Source organism: Lysobacterales bacterium (assembly GCA_016703225.1).
Lineage (GTDB): Bacteria > Pseudomonadota > Gammaproteobacteria > Xanthomonadales > Ahniellaceae > JADKHK01.
In genome coordinates, this window is sequence record JADJCM010000002.1 from 616,675 (window position 1) to 641,335 (window position 24,661).

Genomic DNA, 24,661 nt, shown 5'->3' on the forward strand with positions numbered 1-24,661 from the left:
AATCGATTGCCGATGATCTTGTCCGCCTTGGCCGCCACCTTGCTGGCTGCCTGCGCGCAGAACGAAGCGCGCCTGTCGGCGACACCTCCGTCTGAGGCCGCGGCACCGGTGTTCGATCATGCGGCCGATGTCGACGCCTGGCGCAGTGGACGCTTGGAGCGGTTGCGCAAGCCGGATGGCTGGCTCAGCCTGATTGGCCTGCACTGGCTGACGGCGGGCGAGCAGACGCTCGGCAGCGCAGCAGACAATGCCATCGTGCTTGCCGCCGGTCCGGCGCACTGGGGCACGCTGCGCTTGCAGGGCGACGAGATCGTGTTCGCCGCGGCCAGCGGCGGTCCGCAGGTCATGGTCAGCAACAGCAGCGCCGAACGCAGCGAGGGCGGACGCATCTGGCACGTGCTCGCTGCCGATGCCAGCGGTTCGCCTTCGTTGGTCAGCGCCGGCAGCGTGAGCTTTCTGGTGCTCAAGCGGGGCGACAAGTACGCGCTGCGCGTGCGCGACAGCGAGTCCGAGCGGCGTCGGAATTTCGCCGGCATCGCGCATTACCCGGTCGATGCAAGCTGGCGTATCGAGGCCGACTGGACGCCGCACAAGGAGCCGCAGTCGTTCGGCATCCAGACGGTGATCGGCACCATCGAGGAGATGCCGAACCCGGGCTATGGCAGTTTCACGCGCGACGGCCGCGAGTACCGCATCTACCCGGTGATCGAGGAAGGCTCGGAGGACTTGTTCATCATCTTCGCCGATCGCACCTCGGGCAAGGAAACCTATGGGCCCGGTCGTTTCGTCTACGCGCCGTGGCCAAAGGCGGACGGCAAGCTGGTCATCGACTTCAACAAGGCCTACAACCCGCCCTGCGCGTTCAATCCGTTTTCGACCTGCCCACTACCGCCGCCGGAAAACCGTCTCGACCTGCGCGTGACCGCTGGCGAGAAGAAATACCAGGGCGAGCATTGAAGCGAACGCTCACGCTGTCGTCATCGAGCTGACGATCTCGGCGAGCGCGGCGCGGTCGGGTGCGTGCAGCAGGCGTGGCGCGCGCGCCTTGAGCGACTTGCGCGAGAGCGTCGCGAGCACTTCGCGCACGTCGGCGAGTGCGCTTGGGTGCATCGAGAATTCGCTGAGCCCGAGCGCCAGCAGCAGCGGCGTGTAGTAGGGGTCGCCGGCGATCTCGCCGCAGACGCTGATCGGGCGCTTGGCCTGGCGGGCATTGTCCAGCACCAGGAACAGCAGGCGCAGGAACGCCGGATGCAGCGGGTCGTAGTTGCTGGCGACGGCGGCGTTGTTGCGGTCCGCGGCCAGCACGTACTGCGCCAGGTCATTACTGCCGATCGCGAGGAAGTCGGCATGGCGCGCGATGTCGGCGCTGACCAGCGCGGCGGCGGGGACTTCGATCATGGCACCGAGCGGAACTTCGTCAGCGACCGGATGGCGCGCACGCCGCACCTCGTCGCTGCACAGTTCGATCAGTGCGCGCGCTTCGCGCACCTCTTCGACAGAGGACACCATCGGCAGCAGGATGCGCATCGGGCCATAGGCCGAGGCGCGCAGCATGGCGCGTAGTTGTGCGATGAAGATGTCGCGATGCGCCAGCGAGTGGCGGATGCCGCGCAGGCCGAGCGCCGGGTTTTCCTCCAGCGCCATCTCGAGCGGACCACCGATGGCCTTGTCGGCGCCGAGATCAAGCGTGCGCAGGGTCACCGGGCGTCCGGCCATGGCCACGATCGCATCGCGGTAGGCACGGAACTGTTCGTCCTCGCTCGGCAGTTCGCGCCGTTTCATGAACAGGAACTCGGTGCGGAAAAGGCCGACGCCGTCGGCACCGGCGCGGCGCGCGGCGGCGATCACGTCCGGGTTCTCGGCATTCACGTGCAGCTTGATCGACACGCCATCGCGGGTGTGGGCGTCGGTGACCTTGATGCGCGCTCGCTGCCGGCGCAGGCGTTCGGCTTCCTTCTGCAGGGTGCGGAAGCGCGCCTGGTCGATGTTGTCCGGGCGCACCACGATGCGGCCGTGGTCGGCGTCGAGCAAGATGACGTCGCCCTCGTGCACCACCGAGAGCGCATGCTTGACGCCACAGGCGAAGGGCAGGCGCAACCCGCGCGCAACAATGGCGGTGTGCGAATACGGGCTGCTGGCAGTACACACCAGCCCGCGCAAACCGGTCTCGGCGAGTTGCGCGAGCTCGGCCGGCGCCACGGTGTCGCAGACCAGGATCTGGCCTTCGGCCGACGGCTTGCGCTCGGGCTCGGCGCCACCGCGCGCGAGTGCCGCATAGACGCGCGAGACGACGTGATCGAGGTCGTCGCGCCGCGCGCGCAGGTAGGGATCGTCGATGGCGTCGAAGGCCTCGGCGAGCAGGTCGCGCTGGCGCTTCAAGGCCGCGGTCGCGCGCAGTTGGTCCCTGCGGATCAGCGCAACCACGGCGTCGGTGAACTCGGGATCGTCGAGGATCATCGCGTGCGCGTCGATGATCTCCGACAGGTCGCGCGCAAGCGCACCGGAGACGCGCTCGCTGAGGCTCGCCAGTTCCGCGCGTGCGGTCTTCAGCGCTCCCTCGAATCGTTTCACCTCGTTCGGGATGCCGGCACTCGGCAGCGGCTCGGTTTCAACGTCGATCTTGGCCGAATAGACTACACGCGCACTGCCGAGCGCGAGGCCCTTGGCGGCGATGCTGCCTTCGAGTTCGGTGCGCAGCGTCGTCATTCGCCCTCGTCGAACTTGCGCTGGAACAGATCGACCACCGCCGCCATGGCCGCGACCTCATCCTCGCCCTCGGCGCGCAGTCGCAGCGGCGTGCCGATGCCTGCGGCGAGCAGCATCAGGCCCATGATGCTCTTGGCATTGATCTCGCGACCGCGGCAGCTGATCATCACCGTGGAGCGGAATCCGGAGACGAGCTGCACCAGCTTGGCCGAGGCACGCGCGTGCAGGCCGAGCTTGTTGCTGATGACGAGATCCTGTTCAAGCATGGTCGACGATCACTCCGTTGCGCGCGCCGGCAGTCGCGGTGTTGACCAGTTCATCGAGCGGCTGTTCGGCATAGTTCATGATTCGCAGCAGCATCGGCAAGTTGACTCCCGCCACCCGGCGCATGCGGCAGCCGAGGTTGGCGAGCTTGGCCGCGACATTGCTCGGCGTGGCGCCGTAGAGGTCGGTCAGCACCAGCACCCCGGCACCCTGTTCCAGTTCACGCACCGCTGCCGATGCGCGCATCAGCACCTGTTCGTGGCCCTCGCCAAAACCGGCCTCGATCGCCGCGGTACGCAACGGCAACGGCCCCATCACACCGCGCGCAGCACCGAGCAGCCCCGGACCGACGCCACTGTGCGTCAACAGCAGTACTCCGACGCTCATTCCAGCTCCCGGTGAAAGGTCATGACGTGTTCGCGTGACTCGCGGAAGGCTTCGGCCAGGCGTTCGACGATGTAGACCGAGCGGTGGCGGCCGCCGGTGCAGCCGATGCCGACGGTGATGTAGCTGCGCTGGTCGGCTTCGAAGCGCGGCAGCCAGGTCGCGAGCAGGGCGCGGATCTGTTCGATGTAGTGCGCCACTTCCGGGAACTTGGCGAAGTAGTCGCGGATCGCCGGGTCGCGGCCGGACAGCGGGCGCAGGGTCGCTTCCCAGTGCGGATTCGGCAGGCAGCGCGCGTCGAACACGAAGTCGGCGTCCGAGGGCACGCCGCGCTTGTAGGCGAACGACTCGAACAGTAGCGACAGCGACGCGCCCTGGGTGCCGAACTCGGTGGCGATGACGCGGCGCAGCTGATGCACGTTCAACTCGGAGGAGTCGATCACCTTGTCGGCGATCGCGACCAGTGGTCGCAGCAGCTTGCGCTCGAGCACGATGGCATCGTTGAGGGCGAGTCCGTCGTGCGTCAGCGGGTGGCGTCGCCGCGTGTCCGAAAAACGCTTCAGCAGTACCTCGTCGCGGGTGTCGAGGAAGATCAGCTGGTAGGCCAGTCCCTGGTGCGCGATGCGCGCCAGCATCGTCGGCAGTTTCTGCAGGTCGTCCTGGCGGTTGCGCACGTCGACGCCCACGGCCAGCCGCGGATGATGGCCCTGGGCGCGTACCGCTTCGACGAAGGCCGGTAGCAGCGCGGTCGGCAGGTTGTCGACGCAGTAGTAGTCGAGGTCCTCGAGCGTGCGCAGCGCGACCGTCTTGCCGGCGCCGGACAGGCCGCTGACCAGGATCAGGCGCTCGCTTGGCTCGCCCGGGGTGCGCGGCGGTGGCGGCGGCGTGAAGTGCAGTGGCGCGTCTACCATGGCGAGGCCCTGCGCATCTGGTGGGCTTGACGGTCGATAAAGGTCTGCGCCGGATCGATGCCCTTGCTCTTGAGCAGGAAGGTGCGCGTCGCCGCTTCGACCAGTACCGCGAGGTTGCGTCCGGCCGCGACCGGCAGCGTGATCTGCGGCACTTCGACATCGAGCACGTTGCGCGTCGTGGTCACGCCCTGCAGGCGCGCCATGCCGTCGTTCTGGTGCACGTCTTCGAGCTTGCCGAGGTGCACCACCAGGCGCAGGTACTTGTTGCGCTTGATCGAGGTGTCGCCGAACATTTGGCGCACGTTGAGGATGCCAAGGCCACGCACTTCGAGCAGGTCCTGCAGCATCTCCGGGCAGGTGCCGTCGATCACGTCGGGCGCAATCAGGGTGAACTCGGGGGCGTCGTCGGCGATTAGACGATGGCCGCGCGTGACCAGCTCCAGTGCCAGCTCGCTCTTGCCCGAGCCGGCGTCGCCGGTGATCAGCACGCCGATCGAATACACCTCCATGAACACGCCATGCAGCGAGGTGTTGCGCGCCAGGGCGCGCGACAGGTGGTACTGCATGTAGGTGAGCACTTCATGGCCGCGGCGGGCGCTGACCCAAATCGGCGTCTGGGTCTCCTCGGCCGCTTCGCGCAGGTCGGCCGGCACCGCTTGGTCGCGGGTGACGACGATCGCGGTTGGCTTGTAGTTCATGATCTTCTGCACCGTGTCCCAACGCTGGCGCGAGTCGAGCGCGTCCAGGTACTTGAGTTCGTCGATGCCTACGATCTGCAGCTTGTTCGGGTAGATGATGTTGAGGTAACCGACCAGCGACGGACGCCGCTGCAGGTTCTCACCCGGTTCGACGATGCGGTGCTCGCCGCGCTGCCCGGCGACCCAGCGCAGCTTCATGCGCTCGGTGACTTGGTCGAACAGTTCGCGCGCGGTGATGGTGCGGATCATGCGGCGGCTCCGAGCGCTGCGTTGCCGGGCGCGATGCGTGCATGCGGGAGCGGGTGGCTGGTGCGCATCGGGACACTCGCGGAGGGGTTGCGGCAGGGGCGCGCCGGCCGCGCGTTGCGGCCGGCGCGGTCGGGCTCAGGTGCCGGTCTTGCGGGTCTGTGCTTCGGCGCGGTGATGGTCGGTCAGCTTTTCCTTGTGCTTGCGGATCTGGCTGTCGAGCTTGTCGCTGAGCAGGTCGATGGCCGCGTACATGTCGTTGGCTTCGGCGTCGGCGTGGATCTGCTTCTGGGTCGAGTTGATGGTGGCCTCGACCTTGTGGGTCAGCTTTTCGAGGCCGAGAACTACATGGATTCGGGTGACGTGATCGAAATGGCGTTCGACCCGTTGCAGCTTTTCGGTCGCGTAATCGCGCAGGGCCGGCGTGACCTCCACGCCTTGACCAGAGATCTCGATTTGCATGGTCTACCTCCAACGATGATGGGCGCGCTGCGCGCCCGGATGTTCCGTCTCCGCGGGTTCCCCGCTCGGGCGGCAAGATGGGTATGGGGCCGGCAATCGCGATCGGAAGGGTGGGTCATGGACGGGTTCACACCTTTCGCAGCCGGTCGCTGGATGATGGGATGTTCATGGCCTCACGGTACTTGGCGACCGTGCGCCGCGCAACCTGAATACCCGACAGTTTGAGTGACTCCATCAAGGCCTGATCGCTCCAGGGTTTCGCCTTGTTTTCGGCATCGATGAGCTTGCGGATTATGGCCTGGATGGCGGTGGCCGAGGCTTCGCCGCCTTCATTGGTGGCGACACCGCTGGAAAAGAAGCGCTTGAGCTCGAACACGCCGCGCGGTGTGGCCATGTACTTGCGCGTGGTTGCCCGCGAGATGGTGGATTCGTGCAGGCCGACCTCGTCGGCGATGACGCGCAGGGTCAGCGGTCGCAACGCCTCCGGGCCATAGTCGAGGAACGCGCCCTGCTCGCGCACGATGCAGTTGCCTACCTTGGTCAGGGTCTCGCCGCGCTGCGCCAGGCTCTTCATCAGCCAACGCGCTTCCTGCAGGCGGCCGCGCAGATAGCTGCCGGTGTCGCCCCTCGATTCGGCGGCCATGCGCTCGTACTGGCGGTTGATGCCGATCGCCGGCGCCGTCGCCGGGTTCAGCTGCACGCGCCAGCGACCGTTGAGCTTGCGTGCGATCAGGTCCGGAACCACGGCGTCGCCGTCGCTGTCCTCCGGGCGTTCGCCGGGGCGCGGGTTGAGGCTGCGGACCAGACGCAGTGCCGACTCCACTGCGCTGATCTCGACGCCAAGCCGCCGCGCAAGTTGCTGCGGTTCGGTGCGCGGCAGCGTTTCCAGGTGCTCGCTGACGATGCGCAGGGCCAGGTCGCGCGTGGCGCAGGGTGGCTGCTGCTGCAGCTGCAGTTGCAGGCACTCGCGCAGGTTGCGGGCGCCGACACCGGGTGGATCGCACTGCTGGATCAGGCGCAGCACGATCTCGATCTCGGCGCTTTCGACCCGCCATGAAGCCGGCAGTGCCGCGACGATGCCGTCGTTGTCCTCGTGCAGATAGCCGTCGTCGCCGATGGCATCGATCAACGCCGCGGAGATGGCGCGATCGCGCTCGGTCAGCGGCCGCATCGCCATCTGCCAGGCGAGTTCGCCGCGTAGGTCAGGGGCGCCTGTCGCCAGTTCGCGATCGCCATCCATACCGTCGAAGCCGCCGGAGCCGGGTTCGCTCCAGTCGGCCATCTCCTCGAACCCCTCCAGGTCGAGCTGGTCGTCGACGTCGTCCTTGGGTTCGGCTTCGCGTTCGTCGGCCGGGGTATCGGTGCGATCTCCGGCGTCGTCCTGGGGCAGGTCTTCCTCCCGCTCCAGCAACGGATTGGACTCGAGCAAGGTGGTGACTTCGAGCTCCAGCTCCAGCGTCGACATCGTCAGCAGCCGGATCGCCTGGGTCAGCTGCGGCGTCAGCTTCAGGCTTTGGCCCAACCCGAGTTGGAGAGCGGCTTTCACCACGCGGGGGCGGCCCTCCGGTCGGCCTGGAAGCAAGATTCGTTCCAGTCGATTCTACGCACTCCGCGGAATTCGCCAAGCACCCGCTGCGAATTGTTGCCTTCCGTCCTCAGATCGAGAACTTCTCGCCCAGGTACACGTCGCGGACGCGCTGGTTGGCGAGGATCTCGGCGGGCGAGCCCGCGGCGAGCACGCTGCCGGCGTGCAGGATGTAGGCGCGGTCGCAGATGCCGAGGGTTTCGCGCACGCTGTGGTCGGTGATCAGTACGCCGATGCCGCGGTCCTTGAGGTGCGCGACGATGCGCTGGATCTCGTTCACCGAAATCGGGTCGACGCCGGCGAAGGGTTCGTCGAGCAGCATGAAGCGCGGCTTCGCCGCCAGTGCGCGCGCGATCTCGACGCGCCGGCGTTCGCCACCCGACAGGCTCTGGCCCTTTTGTTTGCGCACGTGCGCGATCTGCAGGTCGGCGAGCAAGCCTTCCATTTCCTCACGCTGCTGCTTGCGGTTCAGGCCTGGGCGCAGTTCGAGCACCGCGAGCAGGTTGTCCTCGACGCTGAGGCTGCGGAACACCGAGGGTTCCTGCGGCAGGTAGCCAAGGCCGCGGCGCGCGCGCTCGTGCATCGGCAGCGTGCTGAGGTCGGTGTCGTCGAGCAGGATGGCGCCGGCGTCGGCGCCGATCAGGCCGACGATCATGTAGAAACAGGTGGTCTTGCCAGCGCCGTTCGGGCCGAGCAGGCCGACGCATTCGCCGGGTGCGACATCGAGCGAGAAGTCGACGACGACCTCGCGGTCCTTGTAGCGTTTTTTCAGGTGCCGCGCGGACAGCATCAGGACTTCGGTACGTCAGCCGGCGTTGCCGCCTTGGCCTTGGGCGCGATCGTCATGTGCACGCGGCTGCCCGCTTCGCCGGCAATCATCTCTCCGGTATCGAGCTGGTAGACGATGCGCGTGCCGGTCATTACGCCGCGCGGGCGTTCGATGCGCACATTGCCGCTGAGCACCACCTTCTGCTCGGCGAGCAGGTATTCGATGCGCTCGGCGTCGGCCTTGAGGCGGCCCTGCTGCTCGATCTCCTGTTCCAGGTGCACCGGGGTGCCGTCCAGGAGCACGCGGCGGATGTCCTGGTCCTGCTGCTCGACCTCGGCGCGGTCGGCGCGGATGCTGAGCGAGCCCTGGTCGATGCGGACGTTTCCGGTCAGCAGCGTGGTACCAGCGGCGGCGTCGCCTTTGGCGTGGTCGGCATCGATCTGCATCGTCTGCTCGCGGTCGGATTCCAGTGCCAGCGCGGCGGGTGCCGCGAGGAACAGCGAGATCAGCAGTACTTCAGCGCTTGGGCGTGAACGTGGCATCGACTTCGGCCTTGAGTTCGAAGGATTGGGCGGAAAGATCGGCACTGAGGCCGCGGCCGCGCAGTATAGAACCGGGACGCGTGACTTCGACGCTGCGATCGGTTTCGATCAGGCGCGTTTCCGTATGCGCGACGAGCCGGTCGGTGCGGAGCTGGAAGGCGTCTTCGGTCCGGTCGCTCTCGCGCGTCACCCGCACCTCGCGGTCGAGGTCGATGCGCTTGTCGCGGGTGTCGATCCAGGCGTCTTCAGCGCTTGCGCTCCAGCGCTCGCCGCCGATGCCGAACAGCACGAATGCCGGGGTAGTAACCAGGAATCCGTCCCGGCGCTCATCGTGCAGCAGACGCGGCGATTTCGCCTTGAACGACAGGCGGCCCTGTTCGTCGAAGGCGTCGAGCTCGAAGTCGGTCAACTCATAGCTCGGTCGCGACGGGCCGGAGAAACGGTCGGGTTTGCGTTCGTCCGGCTGCATCAGCAGTTGCCAGCCGGTCATCGCGGCGATGACGGCGAGCAGCAGAACGACGGCGAGTTGCAGACGGCTCATGCGCGAAAGCGCTCGATAGCGGCATCGAGCAGGCCGTGCGCGGCCAGGATCAGCTCGCAGAATTCCCGCACCGCGCCATCGCCGCCGCGCTTGCCGGTCTGCCAGTGGGCGACCGCCGCGATGCGTGGATGCACGCCCGCGACGGTGACCGCGAATCCGACCGCGGACATCAGGCCGAGGTCGGGCAGGTCGTCACCGACGTGCGCGACCTGCGCGAGTTCGAGTTCGAGTTCCTGTGCCAGTGCCAGCATGCAGGCGCGCTTGTCGGGCACGCCGGCGAAGACGTGGCGGATGCCGAGATCGTGCATGCGCTTCGTCACCGCCGGGGTATCGCGGGCGGTGATCACGGCGACGTGCAAGCCGGACTCCAGCAACATCTTGAGGCCGAGTCCGTCGAGCACGTGGAAGCGCTTGGCTTCGTGGCCGCCGTCGCTGTAGTAGAGGCCGCCGTCGGTCATCACGCCGTCGACATCGAAGCAGGCCAGGCGCACGCGCGGCGCGGGCGACGATGTCCGGTCCGATGCCAGCGAGCGGCGACGCGTACGTCATGCCTCAGACCACGCGTGCACGCAGCAGGTCGTGGATGTTGAGCGCGCCGACCAACAAGCCCTCGCCATCCACCACCAGCAGCGCGTGGATCTTGAAGTCCTCCATCAACCGCGCAGCTTCCACCGCCAGCTTGTCCGAGCTGATGGTCTTGGCGCGGGTGGTCATGATGGCGTCAACCGCGGTGCTGCGCAGTTCGATCTCGGCGTCGTCGAGGGTGCGGCGCAAGTCGCCGTCGGTGAACACGCCCAGCAGGCGCTGCGCGTCATCGACCACGGCGGTCAGGCCGAGGCCCTTGCGCGTCATTTCCAGCAGCGCGTCGGACACGCTGGAGCCGCTGGTCACGCTCGGCACCTGATCGCCAGTGTGCATGATGTCGCTGATGCGCAGCAGCAGGCGACGCCCGAGCGAACCGGCCGGATGCGAGCGTGCGAAGTCGTCGGCGGTGAAGCCGCGCGCTTCGAGCAGGGCAATCGCGAGCGCATCGCCCATCACCAGGGTCGCGGTGGTGCTGGAGGTCGGCGCCAGATTCAGCGGGCAGGCTTCCACCGGTACGCTGACGTCGAGGTGCACGTCGGCGAGGCGCGCCAGCGAGGAATTCGGATTGCCGCTCATCGCCACCAGCGGAATGCCCTGGCGCTTGATCAGCGGCAGGATCGCCAGCAATTCGTCGGTCTCGCCGGAATTGCTGAGCGCAAGCACCACGTCCTTGTCGGTGATCATGCCGAGATCGCCATGGCTGGCCTCGGCCGGATGCACGAAGAACGCCGGCGTGCCGGTGCTGGCCAGTGTGGCGGCGATTTTGTTGGCGATGTGCCCGGACTTGCCCATGCCGGAGACGACGATGCGCCCGGTGCAGTCGAGCATCAGCGCGCAGGCGCGGAAGAAACTGGCGTCGATGCGCGCCGACAGGCCGCGGATGGCATCGGCCTCGATGTCGAAGACGCGACGGGCGCTGGCGGACAGGCGTTCGGGGTCTAGCATCGGATGCATCAGTACCGGGGGCACCGGTTTGAGTTGGGCGTTCACGTTGTTTCCCGGGCGCAGGGGTGGCGGTCGTGCTCGTTCCTTCGCGGGGAATCGGCTAGACTTCGCGGCCCTCATTCTAGCCGCAAGCAGCGGGTGTCGTCCGAACGATGCCCGACGCCCCGGAAACTGCCGCGACGCGCCTTGGACACCGCCCACATCCGTGCTTTGATCGAACAAGGCCTTCCCGACGCTGAAGTCAGCGTGCAGGGCGAGGACGGCGTGCATTTCGAGGCAGTCGTGGTCAGCGCGAGCTTTGCCGGCAAGCTGCCGCTGGCGCGGCATCGCATGGTCTACGCCACCCTCGGCGGGCTCATGGGTGGCGCCATCCACGCGCTGTCGCTGCGCACGCTGACGCCGGACGAAGCCGCACGCGCGTAAGGCGCGTGGCTGCGGGTCAATCTCTTTCAAGGAACAACGATGGCCAAGATCGTCATCAGCGGTGGTAAGCCGCTCAATGGTGAAGTGTGGATCTCCGGTGCGAAGAACGCGGTGTTGCCGATCCTCGCCTCGACCCTGCTGTGCGACGAGTCGATCAGCATCGGCAACGTGCCGCACTTGCACGACGTGACCACGACCATGGAACTGCTCGGCCAGATGGGCGTGCAGTTCATCATCGACGAGGGCATGAAGATCCACGTCGATCCGCGCGAGACCCGCAACTTTCACGCGCCTTATGATCTGGTCAAGACCATGCGTGCGTCGATCCTGGTGCTCGGGCCGCTGGTCGCGCGCTACGGCGAAGCGCATGTGTCGCTGCCGGGCGGTTGCGCCATCGGCTCGCGTCCGGTCGACCAGCACATCCGCGGCCTGGAAGCGCTCGGCGCCGAGATCACCGTTGAAGGGGGCTACATCCATGCCAAGGCCAAGCGACTGAAGGGTGCGCGCGTGGTGATGGACCTGGTCACTGTCACCGGCACCGAGAACATCATGATGGCGGCGGCGTTGGCGAGTGGCACCACGATTATCGAGAACGCGGCGCAGGAACCGGAAGTCGTCGATCTGGCGAACTGTCTCAATGCGATGGGCGCCCAAGTCTCTGGTGCCGGCAGCAACACCATTGTCATCGACGGTGTCGAGCGCCTGCATGGCACCCATTACGACGTGCTGCCGGACCGCATCGAGACCGGCACCTTCCTGGTCGCCGGCGCCATCACCAGCGGCCGCGTGCTGCTCAAGCGAACGCGCCCGAACACGCTCGATGCGGTGCTGGCCAAGCTCGAGCAAGCCGGCGCGCACCTGAACGTCGGCGAAGACACCATCGAACTCGACATGCGTGGCAATCGGCCGAAGGCCGTGACGCTGACGACCGCGCCATACCCGGCCTTTCCCACCGACATGCAGGCGCAGTTCGTGGCACTGAACACGGTTGCGGAAGGCGTCGGCATCGTCACCGAAACGGTGTTCGAAAACCGCTTCATGCACGTGCAGGAACTGCAGCGTCTTGGCGCCGACATCCGCGTCGAAGGCAACACCGCGATCATTCGCGGCGTGCCGCAGATGACCGGCGCACCGATCATGGCCACCGACCTGCGTGCCAGCGCCTGTCTGGTGCTCGCTGGCCTGGTCGCCAAAGGCGACACCAGCGTCGATCGCGTCTACCACATCGACCGCGGCTACGAATGCATCGAAGAGAAACTTGGCATGCTCGGCGCGAAGATCCGGCGGTTGCCGAACTGATTGTTCGGGCATGACCTGAGTCAAGGCGGCGACCGTGTGCGCTCGCTGCAATGTTGATTCCGGAGGGCGCGTCGCGCCGCGTTTTGCAGGCTGATCGATGAAATCGAAACCTCCGCTGGTCTACTCGTGCTCGGGCTGTTCGAGCGCGGCGCAGATGGCCAACCATCTGGCGTTGCGGCTTGATCGCGACGGGCTGGCCGAGATGTCGTGCATCGCCGGGGTTGGGGGCGGCGTGGCCGCGCTGGTGAAGACCGCGCGGGAAGGGCGGCCGATCCTCGCGCTTGATGGCTGTGTGCTTGCCTGCACGGCGGCCTGCCTGCAACGCGAAGGCGTGCAGCCGACGCGGCACCTGCTGTTGTCCGAGCACGGAGTGAAGAAGCGCAGGCATGCCGACTTCGATGCGGGCGAGGCCGAGCGCCTCTACCAGAACGAAGTTCGCCCGCTGGCGTGGAGGATGTCGATCGATGTTGCCCGCTGAGCCGGACCGGAGCTTGAAGCACATCCGCGGCGGTATCGACCGCGTCGATGATGCGTTCGTCTTGCTGCTGGCGCTGCGCCAGCGTCTGGTGCGCGCGGCGATGCTGGCCAAGGATGCCGCCGGGCAGCCGCGCCGCGATCCGGGCCGCGAGCTCGCGGTACGCGACCGCGCGCGTCGCCTCGGGGCGTTGCTTGACCTCGATGCTCCCGCGGTGGATCTGCTGATGGCCGGCGTGGTTGCTTCGGCACAGCGCGCGCAGGGGCTGGTGGCTGACGCCGATCAGTATGCGGGCGGCGCCGGCGATGCGATGATTGCACCCATGAGTCCGACCTTGAACGAACTGCGCCAATCCGATCTCGACCGCCGCTGGGCCTGGCTGCCGCCGCCCAAACGCGTCGCTCCGCTGTTCAAGCTGTTGCCGCAGGCGTTGCAGCAGCGCGTGCTCGACGCCGTGGTCGGGCGTGTGCTCGCGACCCCGGTGGCGAGTGGCTCGCTCGATTTCATGCAGGACCGTCGCCTCGGTCTCGAGGTTTCCGATCTCGGCCTGCGCTGGGTGTTCGTGCTGCGCGACGGCCGCGTGCATGCCGAGGACGGCGCCGCCGACGCAACCGTGCGCGGTACCGCCACTGACCTGCTGCTGCTTGCCAGCCGCCTCGAAGATGCCGACACGCTGTTCTTCCAGCGTCGGCTGGTGCTGACCGGCGACACCGAGCTCGGCTTGACCGCGCGCAACCTGCTCGATCGACTCGATTGGGCCGACGTGCCGCTCGGCCTGCGCGTGGTGTTGAACCATGGCGCGCGCATCGCACAGTCGGCGCGGCGCAGTTATCGTGAGCGGCATCCGGTCGCAGCCTTGCAACCGAAGAACTGAGGAGCCACCCGCATGACCAGCGAACTGGCGGTGAGCACACCGGCCTGGCGTGAAGGCATGGAACACGAATACGCCGACGTCATCGCCAAGCTCGGCGATCGCTTGCCGTGCCTGGAATGGCCGTTGCACCTGCCGTGGATCGACGCGATCCGCAAGCTCAAGGCCGAGCGCGGCGCCGCGATCATGGCGCACAGCTACCAGTCGCCCGAGATCTTCCATGGCGTCGCCGATGTCACCGGCGACTCGCTGGCGCTGGCCCAGGCCGCGGCCGACTGCGACGCGCCGATCATCGTGCTGTGCGGCGTGCACTTCATGGCCGAGACGGCGAAGATCCTGGCGCCGGAGCGCATGGTCCTGATCCCCGACCTCGAAGCCGGTTGCTCGCTGGCCAGTTCGATCACCGCCGACGACGTGCGCGCCTTGCGCGCGCAGCATCCGGGCGTGCCCGTGGTCAGCTATGTCAACACCACCGCTGCGGTGAAGGCGCTGTCCGATGCCTGCTGCACCTCGGCGAACGCGGTGCAAGTGGTCGAGGCGATGGGCAGCGAGCGCGTGATCTTCCTGCCCGATCGCTTCCTCGGTGCGCACGTGGCGACCCAGACCGATGTCGAACTGATCCTCTGGGACGGCGCCTGCGAAGTGCACGAACGCTTCACCGGCCAGCAGGCACGGCAGGCGCGCGAGCAGTTCCATGCCAAGCTGGTGGCGCATCCGGAATGCCCGCCGGAGGTGCTGGCCGAAGCCGATTTCGTCGGTTCCACCTCGGCCATGGGTCGCTGGCTGGCGCAGGAGAAGCCGGAGCGCGTCGCGCTGATCACCGAGTGTTCGATGGCCGACAACCTGCGCACGCAGTTCCCGCGCATCGACTTCGTCGCGCCGTGCAACCTCTGCCCGCACATGAAGCGCATCACGCTGCCGAATATCCACGCCTGCCTGGCCAAGCTGAAGTATGAAGTGACCGTGCCCGAAGACGTGGCCGCAGGCGCGCGCCGCGCGCTGCAACGCATGCTTGAGGTCGGTCGGCGCGAGCGCGTGTGAACGCACCGCTGATCATCGTTGGTGCCGGCATCGCCGGCCTGAGTGCCGCGCTGGCCGCAGCGCCGCGACCAGTGTTGCTGCTGAACCGATCACCGCCGGTACGCGACGGCGCGAGCGATGCCGCGACCGCGCTCGCGCAGGGCGGCATCGCCTCCGCACTCGCCGCCGGCGACAACGCCGACGCGCACATCGCCGATACGCTCACGGCGGGCGCGCAGCACAACGAGCGATCCGCGGTCGAGTACTTGTGCACGCAGGGTCCCGGCGCGATCGAATGGCTGCAGCAGCAGGGCGTCGAGTTCGACCGCGATGCTTCCGGTGTGCTGGCGCTCGGTCGCGAGGGTGGACACGGTTGCGCGCGCATCGTGCACGCTGGCGGCGACGCCAGCGGTGCGCGCGTGCTGGCGGCATTGACGCGACGCGTGCAGGCGGCGCGGCATGTGCGTTGGCGCAGCGGTGTCGAAGTGAATGCGCTGCTGCTGCGCGGCGATGCCGTGGCCGGCGTGCGCGTGCGCAGTTCCGGCGGTCGCGAACAATTTTTCACCGCATCCGCGGTGCTGCTCGCGACCGGCGGCATCGGCGGCCTGTTTGCCGCGACCACCAACCCGGAGTCGGCGCAAGGTCGTGGACTGGCACTGGCGCTGGCGGCGCATGCGCCGATGCGCGATCTCGAGTTCGTGCAGTTCCATCCGACTGCGCTGGCGGTGCAAAGCGGTGTGCGCCTGCCGCTGCTGACCGAGGCCCTGCGCGGTGCCGGCGCAGTACTGCGCGACGGCGCCGGGGTCGCGCTCATGCAAGGCGTGCACGCGCTTGCCGACCTGGCGCCGCGCGACATCGTCGCGCGTTGCGTGTTCGCGGCGCTGCAATCCGGGCGCGGCGCCTTCCTGCACTGCGAACACCTTGGGCTCGATTGGGAACACGCGTTCCCGACCGTGCTCGCGCAATGCCAGGCGCACGGGTTCGATCCGCGCACGCAGCCGCTGCCGGTGCAGCCGGCGGCGCACTTCCACATGGGCGGCATCGCCGTCGATCTCGATGGGCGCAGCAGCGTTCCGGGGCTCTATGCGGTCGGTGAAGTCGCGTGCAACGGCCTGCATGGCGCCAACCGACTGGCCAGCAATTCGCTGCTCGAAGGTGTGGTCTATGGCCGTCGCGTCGGCGCGCACGCGGCGCAGACCGCTACCGATCCACTGCGTCGACGCACGCTGTGGATCGCCGACCCCGGCCCCGCACTCGAATCCGAAGCGCTGGCCCGCTTGCGTCACTGCGTCAGCGACGCGCTCGGCCCGCTGCGTGCGCGCCAGCGCATCAATGCCGCACGCGAGTTCCTGAGCGGCGACGCGAACCTCGCCGCCAGCGCCCAGGGCAAGGTCGCACTGGCCATGCTGGAAGCCGCAGCGGTCCGCCGGGAAAGTCTGGGCGCGCATCACTGGGAAGTGGATGCGGCGATCAGCGCGGGAGCTTGAGCGCACCGTAGCGGAAGCGCACGTGCAGGAGAGCGATCAGCCGAGGATGCGCATGCCCGATACGGCAGCGAAGTCGCGGTCGTGCGTGACCAGTGCGTCGGCATTGATCGCCAGCGCGCTGGCAAGCTGGATGGCATCGGGCAGCTTCAGCCGATAGCGGCCACGCAGGCGCGCCGCGCTTTCGGCGATGTCGAAGTCGAAGTCGACCACTTGCCAGGTTTCCAGCGTCTGCCGGTAGCGCCGGGCCAGTGCCTCGGCGCCGTTCTTCAGTGGTCCGGCCAGTACCTCGGCGAGGGTGATCGGCGTCACCGCGAATACCACTTCGCCATTGCCGTGGCGTTCGAACAGTCGCGCGAAGTGCGGTGCGAAGCGTTTGTGCCCTTCCAGCATGTAGATGATGGGCGCACTGTCGATCAGCAACAGAGCGCCCGTTGCGAGACGGTCCGCGTCTAGCGTTTCCATTCGTCGCGCAACTGGTCGATGGACTTCTCGCTGTCGCGGCCCCACAACGCGCGCCCGCTGCCGGCGAGCGGCTGCAACGAAGCCTGTCGCTGCTGCTTGAGCGTGGCCACCGGAACCACTGCGGCGACGTCGCGGCCATGCCGGGTGATCACGGTGGTGTGGCCCGCCGCGGCCGCGGCGAGGATCGCCGGCAGTTGCTGCCGCGCAGCTTCGGCGCCCTTGCGGCTTGGCTTCGATCGGACGTTCATGAGCAGACTGTACGGAGCGTACGGAACTGCGTCAAGCCGACCCCTTTGCCGACTTTCCACCGCGCCGCGCCCGCAAGTACTGCGTTCAGCAACCGGCTTGCCATCAGGCGGGGTGGCGATCAATCCGGGTGTTGCCTGCGCGCGCCTTGACTCTTTCGCCAAATGGCGGAAGATTCACGTGCAAATGGAGGAAGCGATGAAGTACGCGCACAAAAAGCCCGCAGCCAGCGCCGTGGCCGAGCCGAAACTCGCGAGCCCCTATCTGCGCATGGGCCAGATGGTCGGTCGCAAGCTCGAGACCGAGGCGGATGTATTGCTGGCGGTGCGCAAGGGGCTGTCGGCGCGCGCGGCGGTCGGATTCGCCGAAGGGCGCGCGGTCGACCCGAAGCTGATTGCGCCGGAAAGCACATTGCGGCGGCGGGTCGAAAACAACCAGCTGCTGACGGTCGACGAATCGGAACGGATGATGCGGCTGGCTCGCATCAGCTCGCGTGCGGAAGGTCTGTTCGGCGATCAGGCCAAGGCGCGGGTGTGGCTGCTGACGCCGAAAGCGCTCGTCTCTGGCGAGCCGCCGATCTCGCCGCTGGAACTGGCCATCACCGAATCCGGTGCGCGCATCGTCGAATCCACGTTGCTGCGCGCCGAGCACGGCATGCCCTGATGCGACTTTGGCGCATCTCGCGCTACCGCGGCTTGAGCGGCGAGGGCGGTCTGCATGCCGACAGTCGCTGGCACCACGCGCCGCGCCACGTGTTGTTCGCAGCCGAGCACCCCGCGCTTGCGATGCTGGAAGTGCTGGCGCACCTGCAGATCGATCTCGCGCAGATGCCGACTACGCTGCGCCTGTTCGCCATCGACCTGAAACCGCGCGCATCGATCTCACTCGCGCCCGAGTTGCCGAGCGGCTGGCAAGCCAACCTCCCGACCACCCAGGCCCTCGGCAATGCCTGGCTCGACGCCTCGAAGTCGCTGCTGCTCAAGATCCCCTCGGCCATCCTGCCGCATGCCAGCAACTACGCGATCAACCCGCGCCACAAGCAAGCGCTCACCCACCTGAAGGAACTCGACCAAGGCCCGCTCTGGATCGACCCGCGCTTGGGTCGATAGCGGGCTCGACACACCCGCCCATACGCCCCCGCACGCTACGGCTGCGTATGGTGAGCGGAGTTGATGCGTGTCAGCGAAGCGGTGCCGGCAGCGGGTACACTGCTCCTTTCCGTCGCGGGGCCGGTCTCATGCAACTTCCTTCTTCGCTCTCGTTCGAGCAGCTGATCGCGTGCGCGCGTGGTGATTTTTTCGGGCCCGGCAATGCCAAGCTGCCGGCGCCGCCGATGTTGATGTTCGATCGCATCACCGAGATCGCGCAGAGCGCGGGGCGCTATGGCAAGGGCATCGTGCGCGCGGCGCTCGACGTCAAGCCGGACCTGTGGTTCTTCAACTGCCACTTCAAGGACGATCCGGTGATGCCGGGTTGCCTCGGGCTCGATGCCTTGTGGCAGCTCACCGGATTCTTCCTGTCCTGGCAGGGCCTGCCTGGTCGCGGTCGCGCGCTCGGAGTCGGCAACGTCAAGTTCACCGGGCAGGTGTTGCCGGATGCGCAGATCGTCACCTACGAGATCGACGTGCGCCGGGTGATGCAGCAGAAGCTGGCGATGATCATCGCCGACGGTCGCATGCTCGTCGATGGTCGCGAGATCTACGTTGCCAACGACCTGCGCGTTGGCTTGTTCACCTCGACCGACGGTTTCTGATGCGGCGCGTCGCGATCACCGGCATGGGCATCGTCTCGTGCCTTGGCAATACGTTGGACGCGGTGTCGAGTTCGCTGCGCGAAGGTCGCAGCGGCATCCGCGCCTTGCCCGAATCCGCCGAGCGCGGCCTGCGCAGCCAGATTGGCGGCGCCTGCGACATCGATCTAGACGCCGCCATCGATCGCAAGCAGAAGCGTTTCATGGGTGATGCCGCGGCCTACGCGCACGTCGCCATGCGCGATGCGATCGCCGACGCCGGACTGGCGCCGGAACACGTCAGCAACGTCCGCAGCGGGTTGATCGCCGGTTCCGGTGGCGGCTCGGCCGAGTGGCAGATCGAAGCCGCCGACCTGCTGCGCAACCGTGGCGTGCGCAAGGTTGGTCCGTACATGGTGCCGCGTTCGATGGCCTCCACGGTGTCGGCCACGCTCGCCACCGCGTATGCGATCAAGGGCGTCAGCTATTCGATCGCGGCCGCGTGCGCGACCTCGGCGCATTGCATCGGCGCCGCCGCCGACCTGATCCGCAGCGGGCGCCAGGACCTGATGTTCGCCGGTGGCGGCGAGGAACTGCACTGGGGACTGACGCTGCAGTTCGACGCCATGGGCGCGCTCTCGACCAAGCGCAATGACGATCCCGCGCATGCCTCGCGCCCGTATGACGCCGACCGCGATGGCTTCGTCATCGCCGGCGGTGGCGGCATGCTGGTGCTGGAAAATTGGGACCATGCCGTCGCGCGTGGCGTCCGCATCCATGCCGAGCTCGTCGGCTATGGCGTCACCTCCGATGGCGCCGACATGGTCGCGCCTAGCGGCGAAGGCGCGGTGCGCTGCATGCAGATGGCGCTGCAGGGCGTGTCGGCGCCGATTGATTACCTGAACACGCACGGCACCTCGACGCCGCTCGGCGACATCGTCGAACTGGAGGCGGTTCGCCAGGCCTTCGGCGCGCGCGTGCCGCCACTGTCCTCGACCAAGGCGCTGTCCGGCCATTCGCTCGGCGCCGCCAGCGTGCACGAGGCGATCTATTGCCTGCTGATGATGCGCGACGGTTTCATGGCCGCATCGGCCAACATCGACACGCTCGATGAGCGCGCCGTGGGCATGCCGATCCTGCGCGAGCGCGTCGATTGCCGGCTGGATACGGTGATGTCGAACAGCTTCGGCTTCGGCGGCACCAACGCCACCCTGGTGTTCGCGCGCGCGCGCTGATCAGGCCGGCTGCAGCGGCAGTCCGGCCTTGCCGGGTTCGGCGCGCCAGTAGCCATTGCTCGCACCGACGCGCGCCACCGCCTGTGTGCCATCGAGTGCGGCACGAAAGCGCGCGACGACCTCGTGCATGCCCTCGTGCTGCGGATACAGGCGCAGGGCATCGACACCGAGTTCGCGCAGCTCCGCGATTTCCGGGGCGAGGTCGGTGATTTCGTCGCCCTGCACCTGGATGCCGTTGATGCGCAGGAAGCGCTGGCCTTCGCGCGTCGCCAGTGGCAGACCATCGGGATGCTCGATGCAGCGGAAGCCGCAGTCGTCCTTGGCGATGTCGAGCGCACGCGCGGTGAAACAACGCGCCGAGAACGCCAGCGGCAAGCGGCCCCAGGCGATCACTTCGAGCTCGGGCATGGCGTGGCCGAGTTCCGCCATCGCCGTGCGCAGTTCGGCCAGCAGCGCCTGACCTTGTTCGACGCCGGGCACCCAGCGGCGCAAGCCATCTTCGATCAGCAGCGACAGCGCCTGCGCGTTGTAGATGTTCAGCGTCGGCCCGGCGACAAACGGGATGCCGCGCTGGCGGCAGTACTGCACCGCGCTCAAGTCATTGGCCTCGACCAGAAAGCGCCCGTTTTCGACGATGCGGCGCAGCGCGCCGAGTTCGGATTCGGCTTCGATCAAGGCGAGTGTCGACAGCACGATCTGCTTGCCGCTGCCGGCCAGTTCCTCGGCCAGCGCGATCCAGTCGCGCGTGCCGAGTTCGCGGCGCTTGCTGCACACGGTCTCGCCGAGATGGATGCGATCCAGCGGCCACTGCGCGGCTTCGCGGTAGAACGCGAGCGTGCGTTCGCGCGGCCAGAAATACTGCGTCGGTCCGAGGCTCAGTTGCATGTCAGTGCCAGGCGCGGTGATAGGGGCCGAGCGTGGTCTGGTGACCTTCGGCGTGCGCCGCCAGTGACGACTGCCAGCCCGCTTCGACCTGCCAGCGCTCGGGATTGGCGCGGTAGCGATCGATCGCGCTGCGCCAGGTGCGTGCGACCGCGGAAACGTAGGCGACGCCGCGCTGGCGGCCTTCGATCTTCAACGCGGCGACGCCGGCCTGCGCGAGGCGCGGCAGCAGCTCCAGGGTGTTCAAACTGGTCGGCTCTTCGAGCGCGTGGAAAACTTCTCCGCCGACGTCGAAGCGGCCCTTGCACACGGTCGGATAGCCGGCCGGCTCGTGTTCCTGGAAGCGGTCGATCAGCACGCCGTTCAGGCGCACCGTACGGCTGCCGTCGGCGGCTTCGTCCCAGCGTACGAAGCGCGCCGGCGAGCACACGCCGTGCCGATTCGGCGAGGCACCGGTGACATAGGACGACAGCTGGCAGCGGCCCTCGACCATGATGCACAGGCTGCCGAACGCGAATACTTCGAGTGGTACTGGCGATGCCGCGCAGACGCGCTCGACCTGCTGGATCGAGAGCACGCGCGGCAGTACGGCGCGGCTGATGCCAAATCGTTCATGCATGTAGGTCAGCGCCGCGGCGGTGGTCGCCGAACCCTGCACCGACAGATGCCGCGGCAACTGTGGATGCGTGCGCGCGGCGTAGTCGAGCACGGCCATTTCGGCGGCGATGATGGCGTCGGCACCGAGTTCGGCGGCATGGTCCACTGCCGCGAACCAGTGCGCGACACGCGCGCTGTCCGGATAGGTGTTCAGCGCGATGTAGACCTTGCGGCCGCGCTCGTGGGCATGACGGATGCCGTCGCGCAGTTCGGCCTCGCTGAAGTTCAAACCGGGGAACGCACGCGCGTTGGTCTGGTCGCGGAAGCCGACATAGACGGCGTCGGCGCCCTGTTCGATCGCGGCTTTCAGTGCCGGCAGGTTGCCAGCCGGGCAGACCAGTTGCATGCGTTCGGGGTCCGGAGCGGAGAGGGCGCATGGTGGCGCCCACGCGCGTGAGCGTCGTTGATCCAGGTCAGCCCACGATCGAGCATCGCCAACTAGCATGCCCGCTTCCCGCAAGCGAATTCCCCGGAGAACGCCCCATGTCCATGCGTCCGATGATCCTCTCCCTCTGCGGCATCGCCGCCCTCTGTGCCGGCGCCGCCTGCGCGCGCCACGATGAGCCGGCAGCAACGGCCACGCCGCCCGCCGCGGAAGCCGCGGCACCCGCAGCGTCCGCCACGCACGAGCACGAACACGAGCACACGGCGGCACCCGCGGATGGCGCCGCGGCGGCGGCTCCGGCGAGTGGCGAACGCTTCGCGGTGGACGCGCCGCTGCAACAGGGTATGGGCAAGATCCGCACCGCGGTGGCCAATCTCGAACACCACGAGATGGGCCACCTCAGCGATGAGGATGTGGTCGCTCAGGCCAACGAAATCGAGGCGCAGGTGCAGTTCCTGATCGCGAACTGCAAGCTCGATCCGCAGGCCGACGCCGCCCTGCACGGCATCATCGGCAAGCTGCTCGAAGGCGCCAAGGCGCTCAAGGACAAGCCTGCAGATGCGACTCCGGTGGCGCCGCTGCGCTTGGCCCTGGCCGAGTATCTGCAACGCTTCGACGACCCGACCTGGCTGCCGCTCGCCGAGTGATGCGCTTCAGATCGGCGCGGCTTCGCGCAGGATGAAGCGGTGCGGCAGCAGGTCGGCGGCGGCGAGTGTGCGCCAGCCGTCAGCGCTGTCGAATCCGACCTCGGCATCGGCGCCGAACTCGACCATCACCTGGCGGCAGGCACCGCAGGGCGTGACCGCCTGAGCGATTCCGGCGGCGTCGAACGCGACCACCGCGATCGCCTGCAGCCGGAACGCTGCACCCTCGGCCGCGACCGCCGCCGAGATCGCGCCGCGCTCCGCGCACAGCGCCAGCGGGTAGGCCGCGTTCTCGACATTGCAGCCGGTGTAGACCTTGCCGCTGACCGAGCGCAGCGCCGCGCCGACGTGGAAGTTCGAGTAGCGCGCGTAGGCCTGGGCGGCGACTTGCACCGCGGCTGCACGAAGATCCTTGGACATGCCGGTGATTCCTTGCGGGGATACGCGGCGCGCATTCTCGCCGGCTTTGCGCGCCGATGCACGCGACCGGCGGCGCGCATTGATGCACGTCATGCCGCGCGCGGTGCTTCGCGGCGACAATGCGCGCCCCTCCCGCACCGGTATCCGCCCCCATGTCCCTTGGTCTGAATCTGCTGCATGCACTGAAGGCGCACGGCGCGCGCGAAATCTTCGGCATTCCCGGCGATTTCATTCTGCCGCTGTACAAGCAGATCGAGGCGAGCGGCATCCTGCCGTTGTACACGCTCAGCCATGAACCCTCGCTCGGCTTCGCCGCCGATGCCGCGGCGCGCATGAACTGCGGCCTCGGCGTGATCGCGGTGACCTACGGCGCCGGTGCGCTGAACGTGGTCAACGCCGTCGCCGGCGCTTTTGCCGAACGCTCGCCGCTGGTGGTGGTCGCCGGTTGCCCAGGCGAAGTCGAGCGCCACTCCAGCCTGGTGCTGCACCACCAGGTGCGCAGCATCGACTCGCAGTGGCGCATCTTCGGCGAGATCACCTGCGACCGCGTGCGCCTGACCGATGCCGAGCGCGCGCCGGCGGAGATCGCGCGCGTGCTGCGCAGTTGCCGCGAGTATTCGCAGCCGGTGCTGATCGAGGTGCCGCGCGACATGACCGAGCGGCCGATGGCCGCGGTGCCGATGCTGCCGCCGAGCCCGTTCGATCCGGCCGCGGTCGCCGAATGCGCGACCGAGTGGCTGGACTGCATCCACGCCGCCAAGCGTCCGGTGCTGGTGGTCGATATCGAAGTGCGGCGCTTCGGCGTCGAGGCGCAGGTCGCGGAACTGGCCAAGCGTCTGGCGCTGCCGGTGCTGACCACGTTCATGGGCCGCGGCCTGCTCGCCGATCACGGCGTCGAGGTGCACGGCACCTATCTGGGCGTGGCCGGTGCGGCGGAAACGACGGCGCTGCTCGACGAGTCCGACCTGCCGGTGATGCTCGGCGTGATCCCGTCCGACAGCAACTTCGGCGTCGCCGCCGAGCGTTTCGACTTCCGTCGCACGCTGATCGCCGAGCATCGCGAAGCGCGCGTCAGCCACCATCTCTATCAGGACATTCCGCTGGCGGCGCTGGTCGATGCGATGCTGGCGCTGCTGCCACCGGCGGACGCGACGCGCACGCTGCCGCCGCCGCCGGCGTATCCCGAGGGATTGGTCGATTCGGATCGTCCGCTGCGCGCCGCCGACCTGAGCCCGGCGCTGAATGACCTGATTCGCGAACGCGGCGCCTTCCCGCTGGTCTCCGACATCGGCGACTGCCTGTTCGCGGCGATGGAATTGTTGCCGACGCCGCTGGTCGCGCCCGGCTATTACGCCTCGATGGGCTTCGGCGTGCCGGCCGGTCTTGGTGTCGCCGCGACCACCGGTGAGCGGCCGCTGATCCTGGTCGGCGACGGCGCCTTTCAGATGAGTGGCTGGGAACTCGGCAACTGCCGCCGCTACGGCTGGGACCCGATCGTGGTGGTGCTGAACAACCAGAGCTGGGAGATGATCCGCGCGTTCCAGCCCGAGTCACGCTGCGCCGACCTCGGCGACTGGCGCTACGCCGATCTCGCCGACGTGCTCGGCGGCCGCGGCCACCGCGTGCGCACGCCCACCGAACTGCGCGCCGCCCTCGCCGCCGCCTTCAATGAGCGCGGCCGCTTCCAGCTCATCGAAATGATGATCGCCCCCGGCGACTGCACCCCCACCCTGCAACGCTTCTCCGACGGCATCCGCGCCCTGCGCGCCCGTGCGGCGCATTGATTGG

General features: G+C 67.8%; 30 protein-coding genes. 13 read left to right on the forward strand and 17 right to left on the reverse strand.

What is annotated here, in order from left to right:
- The first annotated feature begins 12 nt into the window (after window positions 1–12).
- A complete protein-coding gene (locus tag IPG63_11460; GenBank protein ID MBK6727861.1) occupies window positions 13–957 on the forward strand; it encodes a DUF1684 domain-containing protein in 945 nt (314 codons plus the stop codon).
- A 9-nt stretch (window positions 958–966) separates the two neighbouring features.
- Here the strand turns inward: IPG63_11460 and ptsP are convergent, their stop codons facing one another.
- The 12 genes from ptsP to IPG63_11520 form a co-directional block, all read right to left on the reverse strand.
- Window positions 967–2,697: a phosphoenolpyruvate--protein phosphotransferase gene (gene ptsP / locus IPG63_11465; GenBank protein MBK6727862.1), complete on the reverse strand. Its 1,731-nt coding sequence runs from the start codon at window positions 2,695–2,697 to the stop codon at window positions 967–969.
- A gap of 5 nt (window positions 2,698–2,702) precedes the next feature.
- On the reverse strand, window positions 2,703–2,972 hold the full coding sequence (locus IPG63_11470) for an HPr family phosphocarrier protein (GenBank protein ID MBK6727863.1): 270 nt from the start codon (window positions 2,970–2,972) through the stop codon (window positions 2,703–2,705).
- Complete coding sequence (locus IPG63_11475; protein MBK6727864.1) at window positions 2,965–3,357, reverse strand: PTS fructose IIA subunit family protein; 393 nt, start codon at window positions 3,355–3,357, stop codon at window positions 2,965–2,967. Before IPG63_11475 ends, IPG63_11470 begins: the two co-directional genes overlap by 8 nt.
- A complete protein-coding gene (rapZ, locus tag IPG63_11480) occupies window positions 3,354–4,265 on the reverse strand; it encodes an RNase adapter RapZ (GenBank protein MBK6727865.1) in 912 nt (303 codons plus the stop codon). Before rapZ ends, IPG63_11475 begins: the two co-directional genes overlap by 4 nt.
- The gene (hprK, locus tag IPG63_11485) at window positions 4,259–5,212 is read right to left on the reverse strand and encodes an HPr(Ser) kinase/phosphatase (protein ID MBK6727866.1); all 954 of its coding nucleotides are present in this window, start codon (window positions 5,210–5,212) and stop codon (window positions 4,259–4,261) included. The genes rapZ and hprK overlap by 7 nt, the downstream gene beginning before the upstream one ends.
- Window positions 5,213–5,347: 135 nt before the next feature.
- The gene (raiA, locus tag IPG63_11490; protein ID MBK6727867.1) at window positions 5,348–5,671 is read right to left on the reverse strand and encodes a ribosome-associated translation inhibitor RaiA; all 324 of its coding nucleotides are present in this window, start codon (window positions 5,669–5,671) and stop codon (window positions 5,348–5,350) included.
- Window positions 5,672–5,798: 127 nt separating this feature from the next.
- A complete protein-coding gene (locus IPG63_11495) occupies window positions 5,799–7,217 on the reverse strand; it encodes an RNA polymerase factor sigma-54 (protein MBK6727868.1) in 1,419 nt (472 codons plus the stop codon).
- 109 nt (window positions 7,218–7,326) lie between these two features.
- Window positions 7,327–8,046: an LPS export ABC transporter ATP-binding protein gene (gene lptB / locus IPG63_11500; protein ID MBK6727869.1), complete on the reverse strand. Its 720-nt coding sequence runs from the start codon at window positions 8,044–8,046 to the stop codon at window positions 7,327–7,329.
- Entirely contained in the window at window positions 8,046–8,567 is a 522-nt protein-coding gene (gene lptA, locus IPG63_11505) for a lipopolysaccharide transport periplasmic protein LptA (GenBank protein MBK6727870.1), read from the reverse strand. Before lptA ends, lptB begins: the two co-directional genes overlap by 1 nt.
- A complete protein-coding gene (lptC, locus tag IPG63_11510; protein ID MBK6727871.1) occupies window positions 8,542–9,108 on the reverse strand; it encodes an LPS export ABC transporter periplasmic protein LptC in 567 nt (188 codons plus the stop codon). The genes lptA and lptC overlap by 26 nt, the downstream gene beginning before the upstream one ends.
- On the reverse strand, window positions 9,105–9,566 hold the full coding sequence (locus IPG63_11515) for an HAD hydrolase family protein (GenBank protein ID MBK6727872.1): 462 nt from the start codon (window positions 9,564–9,566) through the stop codon (window positions 9,105–9,107). The genes lptC and IPG63_11515 overlap by 4 nt, the downstream gene beginning before the upstream one ends.
- A gap of 94 nt (window positions 9,567–9,660) precedes the next feature.
- Window positions 9,661–10,638, reverse strand: coding sequence for a KpsF/GutQ family sugar-phosphate isomerase (locus IPG63_11520; GenBank protein MBK6727873.1), 978 nt, complete (start codon window positions 10,636–10,638; stop codon window positions 9,661–9,663).
- Window positions 10,639–10,824: 186 nt separating this feature from the next.
- On the opposite strand from IPG63_11520, the gene IPG63_11525 reads away from it, so the two are divergent.
- The 6 genes from IPG63_11525 to IPG63_11550 all read left to right on the forward strand — a co-directional run bounded on the left by IPG63_11525 (window position 10,825) and on the right by IPG63_11550 (window position 16,213).
- Window positions 10,825–11,061 carry a BolA/IbaG family iron-sulfur metabolism protein gene (locus IPG63_11525; protein MBK6727874.1) on the forward strand — a complete coding sequence of 79 codons (237 nt, stop codon included), beginning with the start codon at window positions 10,825–10,827 and terminating at the stop codon, window positions 11,059–11,061.
- Between the two features lie 39 nt (window positions 11,062–11,100).
- Window positions 11,101–12,360, forward strand: a complete 1,260-nt coding sequence (gene murA, locus IPG63_11530) for a UDP-N-acetylglucosamine 1-carboxyvinyltransferase (protein MBK6727875.1) — start codon at window positions 11,101–11,103, stop codon at window positions 12,358–12,360.
- 97 nt (window positions 12,361–12,457) lie between these two features.
- Entirely contained in the window at window positions 12,458–12,838 is a 381-nt protein-coding gene (locus IPG63_11535) for a putative zinc-binding protein (GenBank protein MBK6727876.1), read from the forward strand.
- Window positions 12,825–13,709, forward strand: a complete 885-nt coding sequence (locus IPG63_11540; GenBank protein MBK6727877.1) for an SCP2 sterol-binding domain-containing protein — start codon at window positions 12,825–12,827, stop codon at window positions 13,707–13,709. Before IPG63_11535 ends, IPG63_11540 begins: the two co-directional genes overlap by 14 nt.
- Window positions 13,710–13,721: 12 nt before the next feature.
- Window positions 13,722–14,747 (forward strand): quinolinate synthase NadA, encoded by a 1,026-nt coding sequence (nadA, locus tag IPG63_11545; protein MBK6727878.1) that lies wholly within the window; start codon window positions 13,722–13,724, stop codon window positions 14,745–14,747.
- Window positions 14,744–16,213, forward strand: a complete 1,470-nt coding sequence (locus tag IPG63_11550) for an FAD-dependent oxidoreductase (GenBank protein MBK6727879.1) — start codon at window positions 14,744–14,746, stop codon at window positions 16,211–16,213. Before nadA ends, IPG63_11550 begins: the two co-directional genes overlap by 4 nt.
- 36 nt (window positions 16,214–16,249) lie before the next feature.
- On the opposite strand, the gene IPG63_11555 is transcribed toward IPG63_11550, so the two are convergent.
- Both IPG63_11555 and IPG63_11560 read right to left on the reverse strand, forming a co-directional pair.
- Window positions 16,250–16,675 (reverse strand): PIN domain-containing protein, encoded by a 426-nt coding sequence (locus IPG63_11555; GenBank protein ID MBK6727880.1) that lies wholly within the window; start codon window positions 16,673–16,675, stop codon window positions 16,250–16,252.
- Complete coding sequence (locus IPG63_11560; protein MBK6727881.1) at window positions 16,663–16,923, reverse strand: type II toxin-antitoxin system prevent-host-death family antitoxin; 261 nt, start codon at window positions 16,921–16,923, stop codon at window positions 16,663–16,665. Before IPG63_11560 ends, IPG63_11555 begins: the two co-directional genes overlap by 13 nt.
- A gap of 112 nt (window positions 16,924–17,035) precedes the next feature.
- Here IPG63_11560 and IPG63_11565 point away from each other — a divergent pair, with 112 nt between their 5' ends.
- The 4 genes from IPG63_11565 (at window position 17,036) to fabB (ending at window position 19,885) form a co-directional block, all read left to right on the forward strand.
- Window positions 17,036–17,584, forward strand: coding sequence for a DUF2384 domain-containing protein (locus IPG63_11565; GenBank protein ID MBK6727882.1), 549 nt, complete (start codon window positions 17,036–17,038; stop codon window positions 17,582–17,584).
- Window positions 17,584–18,030, forward strand: coding sequence for an RES family NAD+ phosphorylase (locus tag IPG63_11570; GenBank protein MBK6727883.1), 447 nt, complete (start codon window positions 17,584–17,586; stop codon window positions 18,028–18,030). The genes IPG63_11565 and IPG63_11570 overlap by 1 nt, the downstream gene beginning before the upstream one ends.
- Window positions 18,031–18,158: 128 nt before the next feature.
- The gene (gene fabA / locus IPG63_11575) at window positions 18,159–18,674 is read left to right on the forward strand and encodes a 3-hydroxyacyl-[acyl-carrier-protein] dehydratase FabA (GenBank protein ID MBK6727884.1); all 516 of its coding nucleotides are present in this window, start codon (window positions 18,159–18,161) and stop codon (window positions 18,672–18,674) included.
- Complete coding sequence (gene fabB / locus IPG63_11580) at window positions 18,674–19,885, forward strand: beta-ketoacyl-ACP synthase I (GenBank protein MBK6727885.1); 1,212 nt, start codon at window positions 18,674–18,676, stop codon at window positions 19,883–19,885. Before fabA ends, fabB begins: the two co-directional genes overlap by 1 nt.
- Here fabB and IPG63_11585 read toward each other — a convergent pair whose 3' ends face one another.
- Both IPG63_11585 and IPG63_11590 read right to left on the reverse strand, forming a co-directional pair.
- Window positions 19,886–20,770 (reverse strand): U32 family peptidase, encoded by an 885-nt coding sequence (locus IPG63_11585; GenBank protein ID MBK6727886.1) that lies wholly within the window; start codon window positions 20,768–20,770, stop codon window positions 19,886–19,888.
- A 1-nt stretch (window position 20,771) separates the two neighbouring features.
- Entirely contained in the window at window positions 20,772–21,770 is a 999-nt protein-coding gene (locus tag IPG63_11590) for a U32 family peptidase (GenBank protein ID MBK6727887.1), read from the reverse strand.
- A 137-nt stretch (window positions 21,771–21,907) separates the two neighbouring features.
- On the opposite strand from IPG63_11590, the gene IPG63_11595 reads away from it, so the two are divergent.
- On the forward strand, window positions 21,908–22,456 hold the full coding sequence (locus tag IPG63_11595) for a DnrO protein (GenBank protein ID MBK6727888.1): 549 nt from the start codon (window positions 21,908–21,910) through the stop codon (window positions 22,454–22,456).
- Between the two features lie 6 nt (window positions 22,457–22,462).
- Here the strand turns inward: IPG63_11595 and IPG63_11600 are convergent, their stop codons facing one another.
- Complete coding sequence (locus IPG63_11600; protein ID MBK6727889.1) at window positions 22,463–22,966, reverse strand: cytidine deaminase; 504 nt, start codon at window positions 22,964–22,966, stop codon at window positions 22,463–22,465.
- Between the two features lie 59 nt (window positions 22,967–23,025).
- Between IPG63_11600 and ipdC the strand changes: the two genes are divergently transcribed.
- Window positions 23,026–24,657 (forward strand): indolepyruvate/phenylpyruvate decarboxylase, encoded by a 1,632-nt coding sequence (gene ipdC, locus IPG63_11605; GenBank protein MBK6727890.1) that lies wholly within the window; start codon window positions 23,026–23,028, stop codon window positions 24,655–24,657.
- Window positions 24,658–24,661 lie beyond the last annotated feature (4 nt).

Bases quoted from the DNA above. Each gene is read 5' to 3' on its own strand.
- IPG63_11460 (MBK6727861.1), top strand. From the start codon at position 13: ATGATCTTGTCCGCCTTGGCCGCCACCTTGCTGGCTGCCTGCGCGCAG.
- lptB (MBK6727869.1), bottom strand. From the start codon at position 8,046: ATGCTGTCCGCGCGGCACCTGAAAAAACGCTACAAGGACCGCGAGGTC.
- ipdC (MBK6727890.1), top strand. From the start codon at position 23,026: ATGTCCCTTGGTCTGAATCTGCTGCATGCACTGAAGGCGCACGGCGCG.
- IPG63_11540 (MBK6727877.1), top strand. From the start codon at position 12,825: ATGTTGCCCGCTGAGCCGGACCGGAGCTTGAAGCACATCCGCGGCGGT.
- IPG63_11535 (MBK6727876.1), top strand. From the start codon at position 12,458: ATGAAATCGAAACCTCCGCTGGTCTACTCGTGCTCGGGCTGTTCGAGC.
- nadA (MBK6727878.1), top strand. From the start codon at position 13,722: ATGACCAGCGAACTGGCGGTGAGCACACCGGCCTGGCGTGAAGGCATG.
- rapZ (MBK6727865.1), bottom strand. From the start codon at position 4,265: ATGGTAGACGCGCCACTGCACTTCACGCCGCCGCCACCGCCGCGCACC.
- lptC (MBK6727871.1), bottom strand. From the start codon at position 9,108: ATGAGCCGTCTGCAACTCGCCGTCGTTCTGCTGCTCGCCGTCATCGCC.
- fabB (MBK6727885.1), top strand. From the start codon at position 18,674: ATGCGGCGCGTCGCGATCACCGGCATGGGCATCGTCTCGTGCCTTGGC.
- IPG63_11570 (MBK6727883.1), top strand. From the start codon at position 17,584: ATGCGACTTTGGCGCATCTCGCGCTACCGCGGCTTGAGCGGCGAGGGC.
- IPG63_11600 (MBK6727889.1), bottom strand. From the start codon at position 22,966: ATGACGTGCATCAATGCGCGCCGCCGGTCGCGTGCATCGGCGCGCAAA.
- IPG63_11470 (MBK6727863.1), bottom strand. From the start codon at position 2,972: ATGCTTGAACAGGATCTCGTCATCAGCAACAAGCTCGGCCTGCACGCG.
- raiA (MBK6727867.1), bottom strand. From the start codon at position 5,671: ATGCAAATCGAGATCTCTGGTCAAGGCGTGGAGGTCACGCCGGCCCTG.
- hprK (MBK6727866.1), bottom strand. From the start codon at position 5,212: ATGATCCGCACCATCACCGCGCGCGAACTGTTCGACCAAGTCACCGAG.
- IPG63_11515 (MBK6727872.1), bottom strand. From the start codon at position 9,566: ATGACCGACGGCGGCCTCTACTACAGCGACGGCGGCCACGAAGCCAAG.
- lptA (MBK6727870.1), bottom strand. From the start codon at position 8,567: ATGCCACGTTCACGCCCAAGCGCTGAAGTACTGCTGATCTCGCTGTTC.
- fabA (MBK6727884.1), top strand. From the start codon at position 18,159: ATGCAACTTCCTTCTTCGCTCTCGTTCGAGCAGCTGATCGCGTGCGCG.
- IPG63_11590 (MBK6727887.1), bottom strand. From the start codon at position 21,770: ATGCAACTGGTCTGCCCGGCTGGCAACCTGCCGGCACTGAAAGCCGCG.
- IPG63_11475 (MBK6727864.1), bottom strand. From the start codon at position 3,357: ATGAGCGTCGGAGTACTGCTGTTGACGCACAGTGGCGTCGGTCCGGGG.
- IPG63_11555 (MBK6727880.1), bottom strand. From the start codon at position 16,675: ATGGAAACGCTAGACGCGGACCGTCTCGCAACGGGCGCTCTGTTGCTG.
- IPG63_11585 (MBK6727886.1), bottom strand. From the start codon at position 20,770: ATGCAACTGAGCCTCGGACCGACGCAGTATTTCTGGCCGCGCGAACGC.
- IPG63_11595 (MBK6727888.1), top strand. From the start codon at position 21,908: ATGTCCATGCGTCCGATGATCCTCTCCCTCTGCGGCATCGCCGCCCTC.
- IPG63_11520 (MBK6727873.1), bottom strand. From the start codon at position 10,638: ATGCTAGACCCCGAACGCCTGTCCGCCAGCGCCCGTCGCGTCTTCGAC.
- murA (MBK6727875.1), top strand. From the start codon at position 11,101: ATGGCCAAGATCGTCATCAGCGGTGGTAAGCCGCTCAATGGTGAAGTG.
- IPG63_11560 (MBK6727881.1), bottom strand. From the start codon at position 16,923: ATGAACGTCCGATCGAAGCCAAGCCGCAAGGGCGCCGAAGCTGCGCGG.